Origin of the sequence: Pseudomonas sp. 34 E 7 (assembly GCF_900005715.1) — a bacterium.
Taxonomy (GTDB): domain Bacteria; phylum Pseudomonadota; class Gammaproteobacteria; order Pseudomonadales; family Pseudomonadaceae; genus Aquipseudomonas; species Aquipseudomonas orientalis_A.
Map to the genome: position 1 here is coordinate 1 of NZ_CVTX01000151.1, position 18,076 is coordinate 18,076.

17 protein-coding genes and 1 pseudogene are annotated in these 18,076 nt (G+C 61.6%); 10 read left to right on the top strand and 8 right to left on the bottom strand.

Going from position 1 to position 18,076, the window contains the following annotated elements:
- Window positions 1-1,066 (bottom strand): annotated as a pseudogene (locus tag BFP96_RS18135) (trimethylamine dehydrogenase); the annotation flags it as partial.
- A gap of 235 nt (window positions 1,067-1,301) precedes the next feature.
- Entirely contained in the window at window positions 1,302-1,628 is a 327-nt protein-coding gene (locus tag BFP96_RS18140; protein WP_003236992.1) for a DUF1820 family protein, read from the bottom strand.
- A 131-nt stretch (window positions 1,629-1,759) separates the two neighbouring features.
- Here BFP96_RS18140 and miaB point away from each other — a divergent pair, with 131 nt between their 5' ends.
- From miaB to lnt, 5 genes are all read left to right on the top strand, one after another.
- Window positions 1,760-3,088 carry a tRNA (N6-isopentenyl adenosine(37)-C2)-methylthiotransferase MiaB gene (miaB, locus tag BFP96_RS18145; protein ID WP_065886856.1) on the top strand — a complete coding sequence of 443 codons (1,329 nt, stop codon included), beginning with the start codon at window positions 1,760-1,762 and terminating at the stop codon, window positions 3,086-3,088.
- Between the two features lie 225 nt (window positions 3,089-3,313).
- Window positions 3,314-4,318, top strand: a complete 1,005-nt coding sequence (locus BFP96_RS18150) for a PhoH family protein (RefSeq protein WP_065886855.1) — start codon at window positions 3,314-3,316, stop codon at window positions 4,316-4,318.
- Entirely contained in the window at window positions 4,311-4,769 is a 459-nt protein-coding gene (ybeY, locus tag BFP96_RS18155) for an rRNA maturation RNase YbeY (RefSeq protein WP_065886854.1), read from the top strand. The genes BFP96_RS18150 and ybeY overlap by 8 nt, the downstream gene beginning before the upstream one ends.
- Before the next feature lie 42 nt (window positions 4,770-4,811).
- Complete coding sequence (locus BFP96_RS18160) at window positions 4,812-5,651, top strand: HlyC/CorC family transporter (RefSeq protein WP_065886853.1); 840 nt, start codon at window positions 4,812-4,814, stop codon at window positions 5,649-5,651.
- A 15-nt stretch (window positions 5,652-5,666) separates the two neighbouring features.
- Window positions 5,667-7,190, top strand: coding sequence for an apolipoprotein N-acyltransferase (lnt, locus tag BFP96_RS18165; protein WP_065895178.1), 1,524 nt, complete (start codon window positions 5,667-5,669; stop codon window positions 7,188-7,190).
- A gap of 122 nt (window positions 7,191-7,312) precedes the next feature.
- Here lnt and BFP96_RS18170 read toward each other — a convergent pair whose 3' ends face one another.
- Both BFP96_RS18170 and BFP96_RS29330 read right to left on the bottom strand, forming a co-directional pair.
- Window positions 7,313-8,074, bottom strand: coding sequence for a YdcF family protein (locus BFP96_RS18170; RefSeq protein WP_065886851.1), 762 nt, complete (start codon window positions 8,072-8,074; stop codon window positions 7,313-7,315).
- 95 nt (window positions 8,075-8,169) lie between these two features.
- The gene (locus tag BFP96_RS29330; RefSeq protein WP_083203251.1) at window positions 8,170-8,487 is read right to left on the bottom strand and encodes a hypothetical protein; all 318 of its coding nucleotides are present in this window, start codon (window positions 8,485-8,487) and stop codon (window positions 8,170-8,172) included.
- 261 nt (window positions 8,488-8,748) lie between these two features.
- On the opposite strand from BFP96_RS29330, the gene leuS reads away from it, so the two are divergent.
- From leuS to BFP96_RS18195, 5 genes are all read left to right on the top strand, one after another.
- Entirely contained in the window at window positions 8,749-11,355 is a 2,607-nt protein-coding gene (leuS, locus tag BFP96_RS18175; RefSeq protein ID WP_065936751.1) for a leucine--tRNA ligase, read from the top strand.
- Window positions 11,356-11,444: 89 nt separating this feature from the next.
- A complete protein-coding gene (lptE, locus tag BFP96_RS18180; protein ID WP_065886849.1) occupies window positions 11,445-12,050 on the top strand; it encodes an LPS-assembly lipoprotein LptE in 606 nt (201 codons plus the stop codon).
- Window positions 12,051-12,089: 39 nt separating this feature from the next.
- Window positions 12,090-13,127, top strand: coding sequence for a DNA polymerase III subunit delta (gene holA, locus BFP96_RS18185; protein WP_065895175.1), 1,038 nt, complete (start codon window positions 12,090-12,092; stop codon window positions 13,125-13,127).
- A 214-nt stretch (window positions 13,128-13,341) separates the two neighbouring features.
- The gene (arfA, locus tag BFP96_RS18190; RefSeq protein WP_003176285.1) at window positions 13,342-13,506 is read left to right on the top strand and encodes an alternative ribosome rescue factor ArfA; all 165 of its coding nucleotides are present in this window, start codon (window positions 13,342-13,344) and stop codon (window positions 13,504-13,506) included.
- 62 nt (window positions 13,507-13,568) lie between these two features.
- Window positions 13,569-14,894, top strand: coding sequence for a lytic murein transglycosylase (locus BFP96_RS18195; protein ID WP_065932376.1), 1,326 nt, complete (start codon window positions 13,569-13,571; stop codon window positions 14,892-14,894).
- Window positions 14,895-15,003: 109 nt separating this feature from the next.
- Here BFP96_RS18195 and BFP96_RS18200 read toward each other — a convergent pair whose 3' ends face one another.
- From BFP96_RS18200 to BFP96_RS18215, 4 genes are all read right to left on the bottom strand, one after another.
- Entirely contained in the window at window positions 15,004-15,921 is a 918-nt protein-coding gene (locus BFP96_RS18200; RefSeq protein WP_065936752.1) for a S66 peptidase family protein, read from the bottom strand.
- 180 nt (window positions 15,922-16,101) lie between these two features.
- Window positions 16,102-17,103, bottom strand: coding sequence for a lipoyl synthase (lipA, locus tag BFP96_RS18205; protein WP_162276339.1), 1,002 nt, complete (start codon window positions 17,101-17,103; stop codon window positions 16,102-16,104).
- 25 nt (window positions 17,104-17,128) lie between these two features.
- Window positions 17,129-17,776 (bottom strand): lipoyl(octanoyl) transferase LipB, encoded by a 648-nt coding sequence (gene lipB, locus BFP96_RS18210; protein ID WP_065897176.1) that lies wholly within the window; start codon window positions 17,774-17,776, stop codon window positions 17,129-17,131.
- Window positions 17,776-18,051: a DUF493 domain-containing protein gene (locus BFP96_RS18215; RefSeq protein ID WP_065886843.1), complete on the bottom strand. Its 276-nt coding sequence runs from the start codon at window positions 18,049-18,051 to the stop codon at window positions 17,776-17,778. The genes lipB and BFP96_RS18215 overlap by 1 nt, the downstream gene beginning before the upstream one ends.
- Window positions 18,052-18,076 lie beyond the last annotated feature (25 nt).

An 18,076-nucleotide genomic window follows, 5' to 3' on the forward strand; every position in this document is an offset into this window, starting at 1 on the left:
TACTGGTGTGGTCGCCGCTGACGCACACATTGCAGCCGATACATTCGCGAATTTCCTCGGCGCGCCCTGTTTCAATCTTCTTCGGCAGGAACGGATCGGCAATCGAAGGGCGCGCGGCGCCGATCAGGTCGAGCACGCCACGGCGTACCAGGGACACCATGGTGTCCGGCGAAGTAAAGCGCCCAACGCCGACCACCGGCTTGCGGGTCAGCGCCTTGAGCCCCACCAGGAAAGCCTCCTGATAGCCTTCGCCGGCAAAGCGCGCCGTCACGCTGTCGTTCGACCAGTCGGCGACATTGATGTCCCACAGGTCCGGCAGGTCCGCCAACATCGAGAACACCTCGGCGCCTTCGCCCTCGCGACTGAGGCCGCCGGCCATCTGCTCATCCACCGCCAGGCGGACCGCCACGGCACAGCGGTCGCCCACTGCATCGCGGGTGTCCTCAATCAGTTCGCGCAGCAGTCGCACGCGATTTTCCAGCACTCCGCCGTACTCATCCGTGCGCCGGTTGTTACGCGGCGTGAGGAAATGGAACGGGACGCTCAGGTCGTGCCCGGCATACACATAAATGATGTCAAAGCCGGCCTCCCGCGCGCGCAGGGCCGCCGCCCGATGCAAGGCGCGCAACTGCTGGATATCGGCACGACTCATGGCCCGGGCCTGCACCGGGTCATAACTGCGCACTGGCGTATTGGACGGCGCCCAGGGAATTTCGCGGCTGTAGCGGTTAGGCGCGGAGTAACCGTTGAACGCCAGCTCGACGCCGGCCAACGAACCGTGCTGGTGCACTGCCTCACACATTTTCGCCAGGGCCGGGATGTCGCGTTCATCCCATAACCGCGCCTCGATATAAGGCGAGAACTCGCTCAGCGGGCTGATTTCACACTCTTCAGTGCACACCACCCCCCAGCCGCCCTCGGCCTTAATCCCGCGCATGCGAGCCATGGCCGACGGGTGCACATGGCCCATGCCATTGCAGTGGGGAACTTGGTAAAAGCGATTACGGGTGCGAACCGGGCCTATTTGTACCGGCTCAAACAGAATGTCATAGCGAGGATCGCGCACAGGGCTACTCCCGAACAGTAAGGTTCGTTAATGACGGCGTGATAAAACTCGGGGCTATTGAATGGCGTGATTCAAGGGAATTGAAACGGGGAAACTTCGAGGTTTATTTAAAGGTTTTCTTATTATTAATAGATTCATGGCGCCCTCTCCGAATAAACAAAATTTGCTATCTTTCAAACAAAATGTCTATCCACAAGAGGGCAATTTCGGAAACGCCCTACAAATTAATTGAGGGTCACTTCTCCGGCATCGGCATCGGGAACGGCATGACATTGCTCACGCCCCGCGCCTCGCTGATCTTCGGCGTACCCAGGCGCTCGACTTCATCGATGCGCACGATCGAATGCATCGGCACAAAGCTGCGCACCACGCCTTCGAACTGGGCCTTGAGCTTTTCTTCGCCCGGGTCGACGACCAATTGGGTACGCTCGCCAAAGACGAACTCTTCCACCTCCAGGAAGCCCCACAGATCACTTTGATAGATCTGCTTGGCGTACATTTCGAACACCTGGCCCTGGTTGAGGAAAATCACCTTGTAGATTGGAGCTTCACGTTTGGTCATGGCGGGCGAGCAACACATCGCGGATATAAAAGAGGGCGCGAACTATAGCATGGCACCCGATGCACAGCGCTAGGAACCAATGGGCATGCCCCCTATAATGCGCGGTTATTTACCACCAGTTGACGATCCCCATGGCCAAGAAGCTTTACATCGAAACCCACGGTTGCCAGATGAACGAGTACGACAGCTCGCGCATGGTCGATCTGCTGGGCGAACACCAGGCCCTGGAAGTCACCGCCCGCGCCGAAGATGCCGACGTGATCCTGCTCAATACCTGCTCGATCCGCGAGCGGGCCCAGGACCGTGTGTACTCGCAGCTGGGCCGCTGGCGCGAATTGAAGCTGGCCAACCCGGACATGGTGATCGCCGTCGGCGGTTGCGTGGCCAGCCAGGAAGGCGCCGCGATCCGCGACCGCGCGCCCTATGTCGACGTGGTCTTCGGCCCGCAGACCCTGCACCGCCTGCCGGAAATGATCGACGCCGCGCGCATCACCAAGTTGCCGCAAGTGGACGTGTCGTTCCCTGAAATCGAAAAATTCGACCATTTGCCCGAGCCGCGCATCGACGGGCCAAGTGCCTATGTGTCGGTGATGGAAGGCTGCAGCAAGTACTGCACCTTCTGTGTAGTGCCCTACACCCGTGGCGAAGAAGTCAGCCGGCCGTTTGACGATGTGCTGTCGGAAATCATCCACTTGGCCGAAAACGGCGTGCGTGAAGTCACCCTGCTGGGCCAGAACGTCAACGGTTACCGGGGCCAGACCGACGATGGGCGCCTGGCTGACCTGGCGGAGTTGATCCGCGTAGTCGCCGCCGTCGATGGCATCGAGCGCATCCGCTACACCACGTCGCACCCGCTGGAATTTTCCGACAGCCTGATCCAGGCCCACGCCGACGTGCCGGAGCTGGTCAAACACCTGCACCTGCCGGTGCAGTCGGGCTCGGACCGCATCCTGTCGGCCATGAAGCGCAACCACACGGCCCTGGAGTACAAATCCAAGCTGCGTAAATTGCGCGCCGCAGTGCCGGGCATCTGCATCAGCTCGGACTTCATCGTCGGTTTCCCCGGCGAAACCGAGAAAGACTTCGAGCAGACCATGAAGCTGATCGAGGACGTCGGTTTCGACTTCTCCTACTCGTTCGTCTACAGCCAGCGCCCGGGCACCCCAGCGGCCGACCTGCCGGACGAAACCCCGGAAGCGTTGAAAAAAGAACGCTTGAATGCGCTGCAACATCGCCTGAATCAGCAGGGTTTCGAGATCAGCCGACAAATGGTCGGTTCGATCCAGCGCATCCTGGTGACCGACTACTCGAAGAAGGACCCGGGCGAATTGCAGGGCCGTACCGAGAACAACCGCATCGTCAACTTCCGCTGCGACAACCCGACCCTGATCGGCCAGTTTGCCGACGTACACATCGATGCGGCGCAACCGCACTCGCTGCGCGGTTCGTTGATCAACTGACGCCCCCGGCTGCCAAGGCAAGTGCAGAACTAATGTGGGAGGGGGCTTGCCCCCGATTGGGGTGCCTGAGTACCAAATGTGTCGGCTGACACTCCGCCATCGGGGGCAAGCCCCCTCCCACATTGGATCCATGCAACATTCCGATGACGTAAGTGCTTTCGTACCCGCGCCACTGGCGTTATTCTCTGTTTCACCTCAACAGCCAAAGGGCGGCTAAAAGCGACCTTGAACGCACCTACAGTAGAACCCCATCGTTTTCTCCTCGAGCCGTTTGAGGCTCGCCGTTTCGCCAACCTGTGCGGACAGTTCGACGAGCACCTGCGCCTGATCGAACAACGCCTGAGCATCGAGATCCGCAACCGCGGCAATCAGTTCGAGCTTATTGGTGAACCCCAACACACCACGTCTGCGGAAAACCTGCTGCGGCGCCTCTACCGCGAAACCAAGGGCAGTGAGCTGTCGCCGGAAACGGTGCACCTGTACCTGCAGGAATCCGCCGTGGAAGACCTGGCCAACAATCCTGTGGCCGAAGCCAGCGTGGCCCTGCGTACCAAAAAAGGCATGATTCGCCCGCGCGGCTTGAATCAGCAGAAGTACGTCAAGGAAATCCTCGGCAACGACATCAACTTCGGCATCGGCCCGGCCGGTACCGGCAAGACCTACCTGGCCGTGGCCTGTGCGGTGGATGCCCTGGAGCGCGAACAGGTTCGCCGCATCCTGCTGGTGCGCCCGGCGGTCGAAGCGGGTGAAAAACTCGGCTTCCTGCCCGGCGACCTGGCCCAGAAGATCGACCCGTACCTGCGCCCGCTCTACGACGCGCTGTACGAGATGCTCGGCTTTGAATACGTCGCCAAGCTGATCGAGCGCCAGGTGATCGAAATCGCCCCGCTGGCCTACATGCGCGGTCGCACCTTGAACAACAGCTTCATCATCCTCGACGAAAGCCAGAACACCACGGTCGAGCAAATGAAGATGTTCCTCACCCGTATCGGTTTCGGCTCCACGGCCGTGATTACCGGTGACGTCACCCAGGTCGACCTGCCTAAAGGCACCAAGTCCGGGCTGGCGCAGGTGATCGAGGTGCTCAAGGACGTACCGGGTATCAGCTTCACGCACTTCATGCCCAAGGACGTGGTCCGTCATCCGCTGGTGCAGCGCATCGTAGAAGCCTATGAGCGTTTCGACCACAAGGACGACGCACCGGCCCAGGACACGCGCCGCGATGCTTGAGCTTGACCTGCAGCGGGCCACCGAAGCGCCCGCCCCCGGCGAAGCACAGTTTCGTCAATGGTGCGCCCTGGCCCTGCGCCAGCGCACTGCCGACTCGGAACTGACCATTCGTCTGGTGGATGAGCCCGAAGGCCGCGAGCTGAACCACACCTGGCGCCAGAAAGACTACGCGACCAACGTGCTGTCCTTCCCCGCCGACGTACCCGACGAATTACTGGATATCCCGCTGCTGGGCGATCTGGTGATCTGCGTCGAAGTGGTGGAACGCGAAGCGCGCGAACAAGGCAAGGAACTTGAGGCCCACTGGGCCCATCTAGTCATCCACGGCTGCTTGCATCTCTTGGGTTACGACCATATAGACGATGACGAAGCCGAGGAAATGGAAGCACTGGAACGAACGTTGCTTGCTGAATTGGGGCATCGCGACCCCTACGCAGACGACGAAAACTGATCAACACTCAACTGTCATATCAAAGGATTTAGAGTAATCGCTATGAGCGAAGACCGATCGAGCAACGGGCAAAAGTCATGGCTGGGTAAACTGACCCAGGCTTTTGCCCACGAGCCGAAAAACCGCCAGGAGCTGCTGGAGCTGCTGCGCGAGGCCCACCAGAACAAGTTGCTGGACAGCGAAGCGCTGGCCATTGTCGAAGGCGCCATCCAGGTGGCTGACCTGCAAGTACGCGACATCATGGTGCCGCGCTCGCAGATGATCAGCATCAAGGCGACCCAGACCCCACGGGAATTCCTCCCGGCCGTGATCGACTCGGCGCACTCGCGCTACCCGGTGATCGGCGAAAGCCATGACGACGTCATGGGCGTCCTGCTGGCCAAGGACCTGTTGCCGCTGATCCTCAAGGAGAACGGCGACAACTTCAACATCAAGGACCTGCTGCGCCCGGCCACCTTCGTGCCTGAATCCAAGCGCCTGAACGTGCTGCTGCGTGAATTTCGCGCCAACCACAATCACATGGCCATTGTGATCGACGAATACGGCGGCGTGGCTGGCCTGGTGACCATCGAAGACGTACTGGAGCAGATCGTCGGCGACATCGAAGACGAGCACGACGTCGAAGAAGACAGCTACATCAAGCCACTGCCCAGCGGTGACTTCCTGATCAAGGCCTTGACGCCCATCGAGAACTTCAACGAGTTCTTCGACAGCGAGTTTTCCGACGATGAATTCGACACCGTCGGCGGCCTGGTGATGAGTGCATTCGGGCACCTGCCCAAGCGTAACGAAACCACCGAGATCGGCGCGTATCGGTTCCGCATCCTCAACGCGGACAGCCGTCGTATCCACCTGATCCGTTTGACCCCTATCGCCCGTTGAGGGTTAAGGACTGAAATGCGCCGTCTGATCGCACCCGGCTGGCCCGGTAACCTGCTGGCCGTGGTGGCCGGCGCCATCACTACCCTGGCGCTGGCGCCGTTCGATATCTGGCCGCTGGCGCTGGTGGCGGCCGGTCTGTTCTATATCGGCCTGCGTGAACTCACACCCCGCCAGGCCCTGGGCCGCGGCTGGTGTTTCGGTTTCGGCCTGTTTGGCGCCGGCACCAGCTGGATCTACTACAGCATCCACCACTTCGGCGGCGCTTCGGTGCTGCTGGCGGGGTTCCTGATGCTGCTGTTCACCGCCGCCATCGCCTGGTTCTTCGCCCTGCCCGCCTGGCTGTGGGCGCGCTGGCTGCGCCGCAATGAAGCGCCATTGGCCGATGCGCTGACGTTCGCGGCATTGTGGGTCGGCCAGGAAGCTTTTCGCGGCTGGTTCCTCACCGGTTTCCCGTGGCTGTATTCGGGCTACAGTCAACTCGACGGCCCGCTGACCGGCCTCGCGCCCTTAGGCGGGATGTGGCTGATTTCGTTCGCGCTGGCGTTGACCGCCGCCCTGCTGTGCAACCTGCCGCGCCTGCTGGCGAGCCGGCGCAACAGCTTTATCGCGGTCGGCCTGGTGCTGCTCGTCGCACCGTGGGCCATCGGCCTGGCGCTCAAGCATCATGCCTGGACCTCGCCCTCCGGCCCGCCCCTGAGCGTGGCCGCCATCCAGGGCAACGTCGAGCAAAGCATGAAGTGGGACCCCGAGCAGCTCAACGCGCAACTGGCGCTGTACCGCGACATGAGTTTGAGTTCCAAACGCGTCGACCTGCTGGTGTGGCCGGAAACGGCCGTACCGGTACTCAAGGAGTCGGTCGAAGGCTACCTGGGCATGATGGGCAAGTTCGCCGCCGAGCGTAATACCGCACTGATCACCGGGGTACCGATTCGCGAGGAAGTGCGCCACGAGAAGCGCTACTTCAATGGCATCACCGTGGTCGGCGAAGGTGAAGGCACCTACCTCAAGCAGAAGCTGGTGCCGTTCGGTGAGTACGTGCCGCTGCAGGACATGCTGCGCGGGCTGATCGCCTTCTTCGATTTGCCGATGTCGGACTTCGCCCGCGGCCCTTCCGACCAGCCCATGCTCCAGGCCAAGGGTTATCAGATTGCGCCGTTCATCTGTTATGAAGTGGTGTACCCGGAGTTCGCCGCCGGCCTGTCGGCCCAGAGCGACCTGTTGCTGACGATCAGCAACGATACCTGGTTCGGCCGCTCGATCGGCCCGCTGCAGCATCTGCAGATGGCGCAGATGCGTGCACTTGAAGCCGGACGCTGGATGATCCGCGCCACCAACAACGGCGTGACCGGCCTGATCAACCCGTTTGGGCAGATCACCGCGCAGATCCCGCAGTTCGAGCGCGGCATTCTCTATGGCGACGTGGTGCCGATGCACAACCTGACGCCGTACCTGCAATGGCGCTCGTGGCCGCTGATCATCGTGTGCCTGCTGCTGTTCGGCTGGGCACTGCTGGCCGCTCGAATGGCTAAAACCGTCTGATTGAGCAAACACAAAACAATGTGGGAGGGGGCTTGCCCCCGATGGCAGAGTGTCAGTCAGTACATTTGATACTGACACACTGCAATCGGGGGCAAGCCCCCTCCCACATTTGTCCTGCGGTGTTACCTGTAGAACAACCTATACCCCACCTGCCCCACTGCCTCATTGATCAACTGCCCGCTCTGCCACACCGACTTGACCTCCGGCATCCACCCGCCGAGCGGCCGACCGTGATCCACGCCCAGAAACCCCACTGGCCCGGGCACCACAGTGAAGCCGGCCTTCTCAAAACTCCACACCGAACGCGGCATGTGCCAGGCCTGGGTCACCACCACCACGCGCTTGATGCCTTGGGGTAACAGTATCTCGGCGCTCATCTGCGCATTTTCCCAAGTGGTGCGGCTGCGCTCTTCCTTCCAGCGTACCGTGACGCCGAAGTCATCCTGCATCGACACCGCCATCAGCTCTGCCTCGCTGGGCGGCGTGCCGTAGTGCAGGCCGCCGCTGGTCAGCACCGGTAACCCGGACGCCTTGGCCAGACGCGCCGCGTAACGTTCACGCTCCAAACCGATGCCGGTGGGCTGGTCGGAGCCCCACGCAATGTCGCCGCGCTCACGACCGGAGCCCAGCACCACAATCGCGTCGGCACGCTGGGCCAGGTTTGCCCAGTCCTCGCGGGCCAGAGGCGGTGCTGTCTCCAGGGCGCGTGCGCCCCACTGCACCATCACCGGCAGGCTGATCAACCACATCCCGCCCAATCCCAAGGCAAAACAACACCCGGCCAGGCGCGGACGACTGCGGCGAAACCACCAGGCAAGTGCCAGCAACAGCAGGAAAATACCGGGCGGCAACAACAATTGTTTAATGAAATAACGAAAAGGCATCGGGCATCTCCAAAGATGCCCGAAGCCTAGATGCATCGGGGTTCAGCAACAATCCTTACGAGCATATTTTGTAAACATCAACGGATAACGCGGGGTCACTTGCACCGTATCGACCGGACATTTTCCGGGCTGCGACCGGCCGCCAGATCCTTCAGCCACACTACCTTGGCCGAACGAGGCGACTCGGGGACCGGCGGGGATGCCGGCCCATGAGCGGCGCGCTGGTGGTGCAATTCCAGATAGCGCTTGATCAGTTCAAGCTCTGCCTGGCTCAAGCCTCGCAACTCCAGTTCCAGAGGCCGTTCATCACACAATCGGCCTGCGGTTCTTGCGGCATCCAATGCCCGACCCAAACGGTCGATCAGTCCTTCGTATAACTGCGGTTTCGTCAAAGTTCGCTGCGATTCAGCCATCCCCTCACCTCATTGAAGAAATACTTGCTCCCCAATAAACAGCGTAGCCCCCGTGGCTGCACCTGCCCGGTGCCGCGACAGACGGCCTGGCCTGCGCAATCAGGGTTTCCCTCGATAGAGTGGGGTCATGTATGCTACGGCGCTTCCTGTAACTCCACTTCCCGCAGGGTTTGGGCACGGACGCGCCGCTTTCCGGTGTCGATCAACCTGAACGTTGCACCGAAGAGGATTAGGCCACCCCTATCCAGTTCAAAAGTAGCCATGCACGAACAATATCAGCCCCGTGAAATAGAAAATGCCGCACAAACCTTCTGGGACGAGCAAAAGTCCTTTGAAGTCAGCGAACAGCCAGGCAAGGAGACGTTCTATTGCCTATCGATGTTCCCTTACCCCAGCGGCAAGCTACACATGGGGCACGTGCGTAACTACACCATCGGCGACGTGATTTCCCGCTACCAGCGCATGCTCGGCAAGAACGTTCTGCAACCCATGGGTTGGGACGCTTTCGGCATGCCGGCGGAAAACGCCGCGATGAAAAACAACGTGGCGCCCGCCAAGTGGACCTACGAAAACATCGCCTACATGAAGACCCAGCTGCGCAGCCTGGGCCTGGCGGTGGACTGGTCCCGTGAAGTGACCACCTGCAAGCCGGATTACTACCGCTGGGAACAATGGCTGTTCACTCGCCTGTTCAAAAAAGGCGTGATCTACAAAAAAAGCGGCACCGTGAACTGGGATCCGATTGACCAGACCGTACTGGCCAACGAACAGGTGATCGACGGCCGCGGCTGGCGTTCCGGTGCGCTGATCGAAAAACGCGAAATCCCGATGTACTACTTCAAGATCACCGCCTACGCGGATGAACTCTTGTCGAGCCTCGACGATTTGCCGGGCTGGCCTGAACAGGTCAAGACCATGCAGCGCAACTGGATCGGCAAATCCAAGGGCATGGAAGTGCAGTTCCCGTACAACGTCGACTCGATCGGCGAAGCGGGCGCACTCAAAGTCTTCACCACCCGTCCGGACACCCTGATGGGCGCGACCTATGTCGCCGTGGCCGCCGAACACCCGTTGGCCACCCAGGCCGCACAGAACAACCCTGAGCTGCAGGCGTTCATCGCCGAATGCAAGGGCGGCAGCGTGGCCGAAGCCGACGTCGCCACCCAGGAGAAAAAAGGCCTGCCGACCGGGCTGTTCGTCGAGCACCCGTTGACGGGCGAGAAATTGCCGGTCTGGGTCGCCAACTATGTGCTGATGCATTACGGCGATGGCGCTGTGATGGCAGTCCCGGCTCACGACGAGCGCGATTTCGAATTCGCCACCAAGTACGACCTGCCGATCAAGTCGGTGGTGCGCACCAGCGCGGGCGACACCAGCCCGGCCCCGTGGCAGGACGCCTATGGCGAGCACGGCGAGCTGATCAACTCCGGCGAGTTCGACGGCCTGGACTTCCAGGGCGCTTTCGACGCCATCGAAGTTGCCCTGATCAAGAAAAATCTCGGCGCCTCGCGCACCCAGTTCCGCCTGCGCGACTGGGGCATCAGCCGTCAACGCTACTGGGGCTGCCCGATCCCGATCATCCACTGCGAAAGCTGTGGCGACGTGCCGGTACCAGAAGAGCAACTGCCGGTGGTCCTGCCCGAAGACGTCGTACCGGACGGCGCCGGTTCGCCACTGGCGCGCATGCCCGAGTTCTACGAATGCAGTTGCCCCAAATGCGGCCAGCCTGCCAAGCGTGAAACCGACACCATGGACACCTTCGTGGAGTCCTCGTGGTACTACGCCCGCTACGCCTCGCCGCACTATGAAGGTGGCCTGGTAGAAAAATCCGCAGCCGACCACTGGTTGCCGGTGGACCAGTACATCGGCGGTATCGAACACGCCATCCTGCACCTGCTGTACGCGCGCTTCTTCCACAAGCTGATGCGCGACGAAGGCCTGGTCAGCTCCGACGAGCCGTTCAAGAACCTGCTGACCCAAGGCATGGTCATCGCCGAGACCTACTACCGCCGCGAAGCCAATGGCGCCTACACCTGGTTCAACCCGGCGGACGTCGAGCTCGAGCGTGACAGCAAGGCCAAGGTCATCAGCGCCAAGCTCAAATCCGACGGCCTGCCGGTGGAAATCGGCGGCACCGAGAAGATGGCCAAGTCGAAGAACAACGGCGTCGATCCGCAATCGATGATCGATCAGTTCGGCGCCGACACCTGCCGCCTGTTCATGATGTTCGCCTCGCCGCCCGACATGAGCGCCGAATGGTCCGACTCCGGCGTCGAAGGCTCGCACCGCTTCCTCAAGCGCGTCTGGCGCCTGGCCCATGCCCACGTCAGCCAGGGCTTGCCGGGCAAGCTGGACGTCGCGTCCTTGAATGATGAACAGAAAGCCATTCGTCGCAGCACCCACCTGGCTATCCGCCAGGCCAGCCAGGACGTAGGGCAGAACCACAAGTTCAACACCGCCATCGCCCAAGTGATGACGCTGATGAACGTGCTGGAAAAAGCCCCGCAGGCCACGGAACAGGATCGCGCATTGATCCAGGAAGGCCTGGAAACGGTTACCCTGCTGCTGGCGCCGATCACGCCGCACATCAGCCACGAACTGTGGAGCCGCCTGGGCCACAGCGGTGCCGTCATCGACGCCCGCTGGCCGGTGCAGGATGACAGCGCGCTGGTGCAGGACACGCTGCAACTGGTGATCCAGGTCAATGGCAAACTGCGCGGCCAGATCGACATGCCGGCCAGCGCCAGCCGTGAAGAAGTCGAAGCGGCTGCACGCTGCAACGAGAACGTGCTGCGCTTTACCGAAGGCCTGACGATCCGCAAAGTGATCGTAGTGCCTGGAAAACTGGTCAATATCGTCGCCAGCTAAATCGGATCGGGCGCAGGGCTCAAGCCCTGCGCCGAACTAAACCTTCAGGGCCTCGATACGGCCCGCCTGGTTTCAAGGGGAGCAACAACATGATCAAACGCAATCTGCTGGTAATGGGCCTGGCCGTTCTGTTGAGCGCTTGCGGCTTCCAGCTGCGCGGCACCGGCACCAATGAATTGTCGCTCAAGGAACTCGACGTCAGCGCACGTAACGCCTACGGCGAAACCGTGACGCAACTGCGCCAGAGCCTGGAAAACAGCGGCGTGCACGTCTATAGCGGCGCCACCTACAAGCTGAACCTGGTCGATGAGCGCGAAACCCAGCGCAACATCAGCTACGCCAGTGCCGGCCGCGCCTCCGACATCGAGCTGGCCACCACCGTCAGCTTCGAAGTACAGGGCCGCGATAACTTGCCGCTGATGGGCGACAAGATCCAGGTCCAGAAAGTCGTGAGCCACGACGGCAACAACCTGGTGGGTTCGGACTCCGAGATCCTTCAGGCGCGCAAGGAAATGCGTCGTGACCTGGTTCAGCGCATGATGACTCGCCTGCAACTGCTCAACCCGGAAAAACTCGCCGAGTTGCAGCAAATCGCCGACAACAAGGCCAAGGCTGACGCCGATGCCCTGAAGGCGGCGCAAGAGTACGAAGACAACACGCCGAAACAGTCGCCTGTTGAAGTCCCTGTCGAGTAAGCCAAACGGGGCGCTCCTGGCGCCCCGTTCGCCCTGCCTATGAAACTTGCCCCCGCCCAACTCGCCAAACACCTGCAAGGTGGCCTCGCGCCTGTCTATATCGTCAGCGGCGATGATCCACTGCTGTGCCAGGAAGCGGCCGACGCCATTCGCTCGGCGGCGCGCCAGCAAGGTTTCGATGAGCGCCAGGTATTCAGTGCCGACGCCAGTTTCGACTGGGGAACATTGCTGCAAGCCGGCGCGAGCATGTCGTTGTTTGCCGAAAAACGTCTTTTGGAACTGCGCCTGCCTTCGGGCAAGCCGGGCGATAAAGGCGCGGCAGCGTTGATCGAGTATTGCTCGAGACCTGCTGAAGACACGGTGTTGCTGATCAGCCTGCCCAAGCTGGATGGCAGTGCGCAGAAAACCAAATGGGGCAAGGCCCTGGTGGAAGGCCCGCAGACCCAGTTCATTCAGATCTGGCCGGTGGACAGCAGCCAGCTGCCGCAGTGGATTCGCCAACGCCTGTCACAGTCGGGGCTGTCGGCCACGCAAGAGGCCGTCGAGCTGATCGCCGCCAGGGTCGAAGGCAACCTGCTTGCCGCCGCCCAGGAAATCGAAAAGCTCAAGCTGATGGCCGAAGAGGGGCAGATCACTGTCGAAACCGTGCAGGGCGCGGTGGCTGATAGTGCGCGCTTTGATGTATTCGGGCTGGTGGACGCGATCCTCAACGGCGAACCCGCTCACGCCCTGCGCATGCTCGAAGGGCTGCGTGGCGAGGGCGTGGAGCCTCCGGTGATTCTCTGGGCCCTGGCCCGGGAGCTGCGGGTACTGGCCAACATTGCCTTGCAGTACAGCCAGGGCATTCCGCTGGACAAATGCTTCAGCCAGGCCAGGCCGCCGGTGTGGGACAAGCGCAAGCCCCTGATGAGCAAGGCCCTGCAACGGCACTCGGCGCAACGCTGGGCGCAACTGCTGCTCGAAGCACAGCGCATCGACGCACAGATCAAGGGCCAGGCGGCCGGTTCGCCGTGGATGAGCCTGAGCCGTTTGTCGCTGTTGATGGCCGGCCAGCGCCTCACCCTGCCAGCCGAATAACCCTGCTTCCAAAAACACCCTGAATCCAATGTAGGAGCGAGCTTGCTCGCGAAAAACGTCAACGATAACGCGTATTTCCTGAATGAACGCGGCGCCTGTGAGTTTTTCGCGAGCAAGCTCGCTCCTACAGGGGTTGTCGCCGGGCTTTACAGCCGGGCCACTTCGGCAGATGATTTGCTCCGCTCCATTCCACACCCAAGCGAGAGAATCCATCATGAGCAAAAAGCCATCCAAGCATGGCCCGAACAAGGCCAAATCCATCATCGCCCAGCCACTGTTCCGCAGCCGTCAGGAACGCGCCGGCAAGGGCAAAGGCAGCTACCGCCGCGAAGCCTTCCAGTCTAACAGCTGGGAGGCTTCTTACTTTCTGGCTGCCTGAAGGCAAGCGCCCCTCTGGCATGATAAGGTCTGCACTTGATTTGTAACCCCCTGGACCTGTGCATGCCCTCTAGTCTTTCCCGTCGCTGGCACCTTCGCCAGTTGATTGCTGCCTCCAGCCTCATTCTGCTTGTCGCCTGCGCGGAAAAACCCACCGCCGCGGACGCTCAACCCCTGCCCCCGCTCAAGACCGCACCGGCCATCGCGCCTGCCGTCGTGGCGCCGTTGGCAGTGGATAACCTGGACATCCAACCGACCCAGACCTTCGCCGAATGGCAGGCCGGGTTCCGTGCACAGGCCCTGCAAGCCGGGATCAGCGCCGAAGTCTTCGATAACGCCTTCGCCGGCGTCAGCCCGGACATGGCCGTGATTCGCGCCGACCGCAGCCAGCCGGAGTTTTCCCGTCCGGTGTGGGAATACATTGACGGTGCGCTGTCGCCGCTGCGCGTGCGCAACGGCCAGGCGTTGCTGGTCAAGTACGCCGATATCCTGCAGCGCATCGAGGAGCGTTACGGCGTTGATCGCCAGGCACTGGTCTCGGTGTGGGGCATGGAAAGCAACTTCGGCCAGTTCCAGGGCAATAACTCGGTGATCCGCTCCCTCGCGACCCTGGCCTATGAAGGCCGCCGCCCGGCGTTTGCCCAGGCACAACTGCTGGCGGCGCTGCAGATCATCCAGCACGGCGATATCCCGGCCGACCAGATGAAAGGCTCCTGGGCCGGCGCGATGGGCCAGACCCAATTCATCCCAACCACCTACAACACCCACGCGGTGGATTTTGACGGTGACGGTCGCCGCGATATCTGGAACAGCCCGGGTGACGCCCTCGCCTCCACCGCCCATTACCTGCAAAGCTCCGGTTGGCAGAAAGGCCAGCCGTGGGGCGTTGAGGTGCAGCAATTGCCATCGGGCTTCGACTATTCCCTGGCCGATGGTGGCATCCGCAAGACCGTCGCCGAATGGCTGAAACTGGGTATCCAACTGCCGCCCGGCGCGAGCCTGCCGGCCAACGTCGAGCAACTGTCCGCCGCCCTGCTGCTGCCGGCCGGCTACCGTGGCCCGGCGTTCCTGGTGCTGGATAACTTCCGTGCGATCCTGAAATACAACAATTCGTCGTCCTATGCACTGGCTGTTGGCCTGCTGTCCGAGCGCTTTGGTGGCGGTGGGGTGATTCGCGGGAGCTGGCCAAAGGATGAGCTGCCCCTGAGCCGCTCGCAGCGTATCGACCTGCAGACGGCGCTCAGCGCCAAAGGTTATGACGCGGGCAACGCCGACGGGATCATCGGCGCCAACACGCGCAAGGCGATTCGGGCGGCGCAGCAAGCACTGGGCTGGCCGGCGGATGGGTATCCGACGGTGAAGTTGCTGGAGGCGCTGCAAAGCCGATAGATTGGCTTATGGCGACTGGCGCCATCGGGGGCAAGCCCCCTCCCACATTTTGAAATGCATTCCAGGTGTGGGAGGGGGCTTGCCCCCGATAGGGTCTGGCAGGCGACCCCTATTTACAGACTACGTCCTGCTCCAGCACCACCCGCTGCTGCCCCGCATCCAACCGCACCAACGCGCCCATCGGCAGCGTCAGGTTCGGATCGCAATGCCCACTGCGCCAGCCAGCCAGCACCGGAATGCACAGCGGTTCGAAGGTGTGTTTCAACAGCCGCTCCAGCGCCCCGTTATCCACACCCGACACATCCCCCACCAGCACCCCCGCAACCTGGTCGAGTTTGCCCGCCAGGCGCAGGTGCGTCAGCAAGCGGTCGATGCGATAGAGCGGCTCGTTGACGTCCTCGATAAACAGGATGATGCCTTCAGCGTCAATTTCATAAGCGGTGCCCATCACCGCCGCGATCATCGACAAGTTACCGCCCAGCAAGCGCCCGCAGGCGATGCCTGGCTCGATCGTGGTCAAGGGGTAGGCCACCGGGTGCGTGAGCACACTGCCGGCACCCAACTGGCCACGCAACAGGCTGAACAGCGATGACTCGGTAGGTGGTTGCTTGCCGCCGAGCAGGTCGGCATTGAGCATCGGCCCGTGGAAAGTGACGAAGCCGGCGTAGCGGTTGATCGCCAGGTGCAAGGCGGTGATGTCGCTGTAGCCGACGAAGGGCTTGGGGTTGGCGCGCAGCAGGTCGAAGTCCAGCGCGTCGAGCAGACGTGGCGTACCGTAGCCGCCGCGCAGGCAGAAGATGGCATCGATTTCGGGGTCGGCGAAGGCGGCGTGAAGGTCGCGCAGGCGCACTTGATCGCTGCCGGCCAGGTAGCCGTCGCGTTCATACACACCGGGGAAAATCCGCAGTTCATAGCCACGGGTGCGCATCCATTGCCCGGCTTTTTCGACGTCCAGCGCGGCTGGGCCGGCGGGGGCGATCAGGCCGATGGTGCCTTCGAGGCGCAATGCAGGTACGGCGGTAGTCATGCACAATTCTCCCTGATATGACGCATAACGAAATGTGGGAGGGGGCTTGCCCCCGATGGCGGCGTGACAGCCAATACTCAAGGGACTGACACACCGCAATCGGGGGCAAGCCCCCTCCCACATTGGATCTGCGGTGGCGGGCAGATCTCTATTAGCAACTCTTTATTACGAAACTCTTTATCAGGATACCAGGCTCGCCTTGACCAGCTTGGCCTGTTCATCGGCGTGGTACGAAGACCGTACCAGCGGGCCCGATGCGACGTTCTTGAAGCCCATCTTGTAACCTTCCTCGGCGAACCAGGCGAAGGTGTCCGGGTGCACGAAGCGCTGCACCGGCAAGTGGCTGCGGGACGGTTGCAGGTATTGGCCCAGGGTCAGCATGTCGATGTCATGCTCACGCATGCGCTTCATGACTTCGATGACTTCTTCGTCGGTTTCGCCCAGGCCCAGCATAAGGCCGGACTTGGTCGGGATGTGCGGCATCATTTGCTTGAATTTCTGCAGCAAGGTCAGCGACCACTGGTAATCCGACCCCGGACGCGCGGCCTTGTACAGGCGCGGCACGGTTTCCAGGTTGTGGTTGAACACATCCGGCGGCTCGGCGGCGGTGATTTCCAACGCCACGTCCATGCGTCCACGGTAGTCGGGCACCAGGGTTTCGAGCATCACGTTGGGGGACAGTTTGCGGATTTCGCGAATGCAGTCGGCAAAGTGCTGGGCACCGCCGTCACGCAAGTCGTCACGGTCGACCGAGGTGATCACTACGTATTTGAGTTTCAGGTCGGCGATGGCAATGGCCAGGCTTTGCGGCTCGTTGACGTCCAGCGGCTTCGGCCGGCCGTGGCCCACGTCGCAGAACGGGCAACGACGGGTGCAGATGTCGCCCATGATCATGAAGGTGGCGGTACCGCCGGAGAAGCACTCACCCAGGTTCGGGCAGGACGCTTCTTCGCACACGCTGTGCAGCTTGTGTTTGCGCAGCAGGGCCTTGATACGGTCGACTTCCGGCGAGACCGGGATACGCACGCGAATCCAGTCAGGCTTTTTCGGCAGTTCGGTGGTCGGAATGATCTTCACCGGGATGCGTGCAACCTTCTCGGCGCCGCGCAGCTTGACGCCGGCTTCCACCTTGGCACGTGGGGCCGGGGCTGGACGCTCGGTGATGTCCAGCGTCGGGATCATGGTTTGCACAACATCAGTAGTCATATCAATCGATTCCGCCCGTCAGGGTCGTCTGCTCAGCATAGTCGAGGTGTTTGACGAGCTGCGCGCGCAGCCGGGCACTTACCTCGGCAAATTCTATGGGTGTTGCATGGTCGCTCAACTGGGTCATCGCAAGGCCCGCATAACCGCACGGGTTGATCCGCTGGAACGGGGCCAGGTCCATGTCCACATTCAGGGCTAGGCCATGAAAGGAACAACCGTGCCGAATGCGCAGCCCGAGGGAAGCGATTTTCGCGCCCTCCACATACACACCCGGTGCATCGGGCTTGGCCGCGGCGGTCACGCCGTAACTGGCCAGCAGCTCGATCAGGCAAGCCTCCATGCGGCTGACCAGATCACGCACGCCAAAGCCCAGCTTGCGCACATCCAGCAACAGATACGCGACCAGTTGGCCAGGCCCATGGTAAGTCACTTGCCCCCCTCGGTCGACCTGCACCACCGCAATATCACCCGGCAGCAGCAGATGCTCGGCCTTGCCGGCCTGGCCCTGGGTGAATACCGGCGGGTGCTCGACCAGCCAGACTTCATCCGCTGCCGAGGTGCCGCGCTCGTTGGTGAAGCGCTGCATGGCATGCCAGACGGGCTCGTAGTCCATCCGGCCGAGCTCGCGAAAGCCCAGGACGTGCGACATCACAGCACCATGTGCACGAAGCCGGTGGCCCGCAGTTCGCTGTTGATGTTGTAGAGCTGGTCCTGATCCGTCGCAACGATGTGCAACTGGATCGTCGTGTATTTACCCGTGGAGCTGGAACGCTCGTCCACGCGGTTGTCGTTGATGGTCGCGTGTTTGCGCACAATCTCGAGAATCGTGTCTTTTCGACCTACGCCGGTATCGCTGATCACCTTGATGGGGTAATCCGTCACCGGGAATTCGATCTTTGGCGCCTTTACTTCTTTATCGGTCATGGCAGAACGGCCTCGTAAGCGGTAA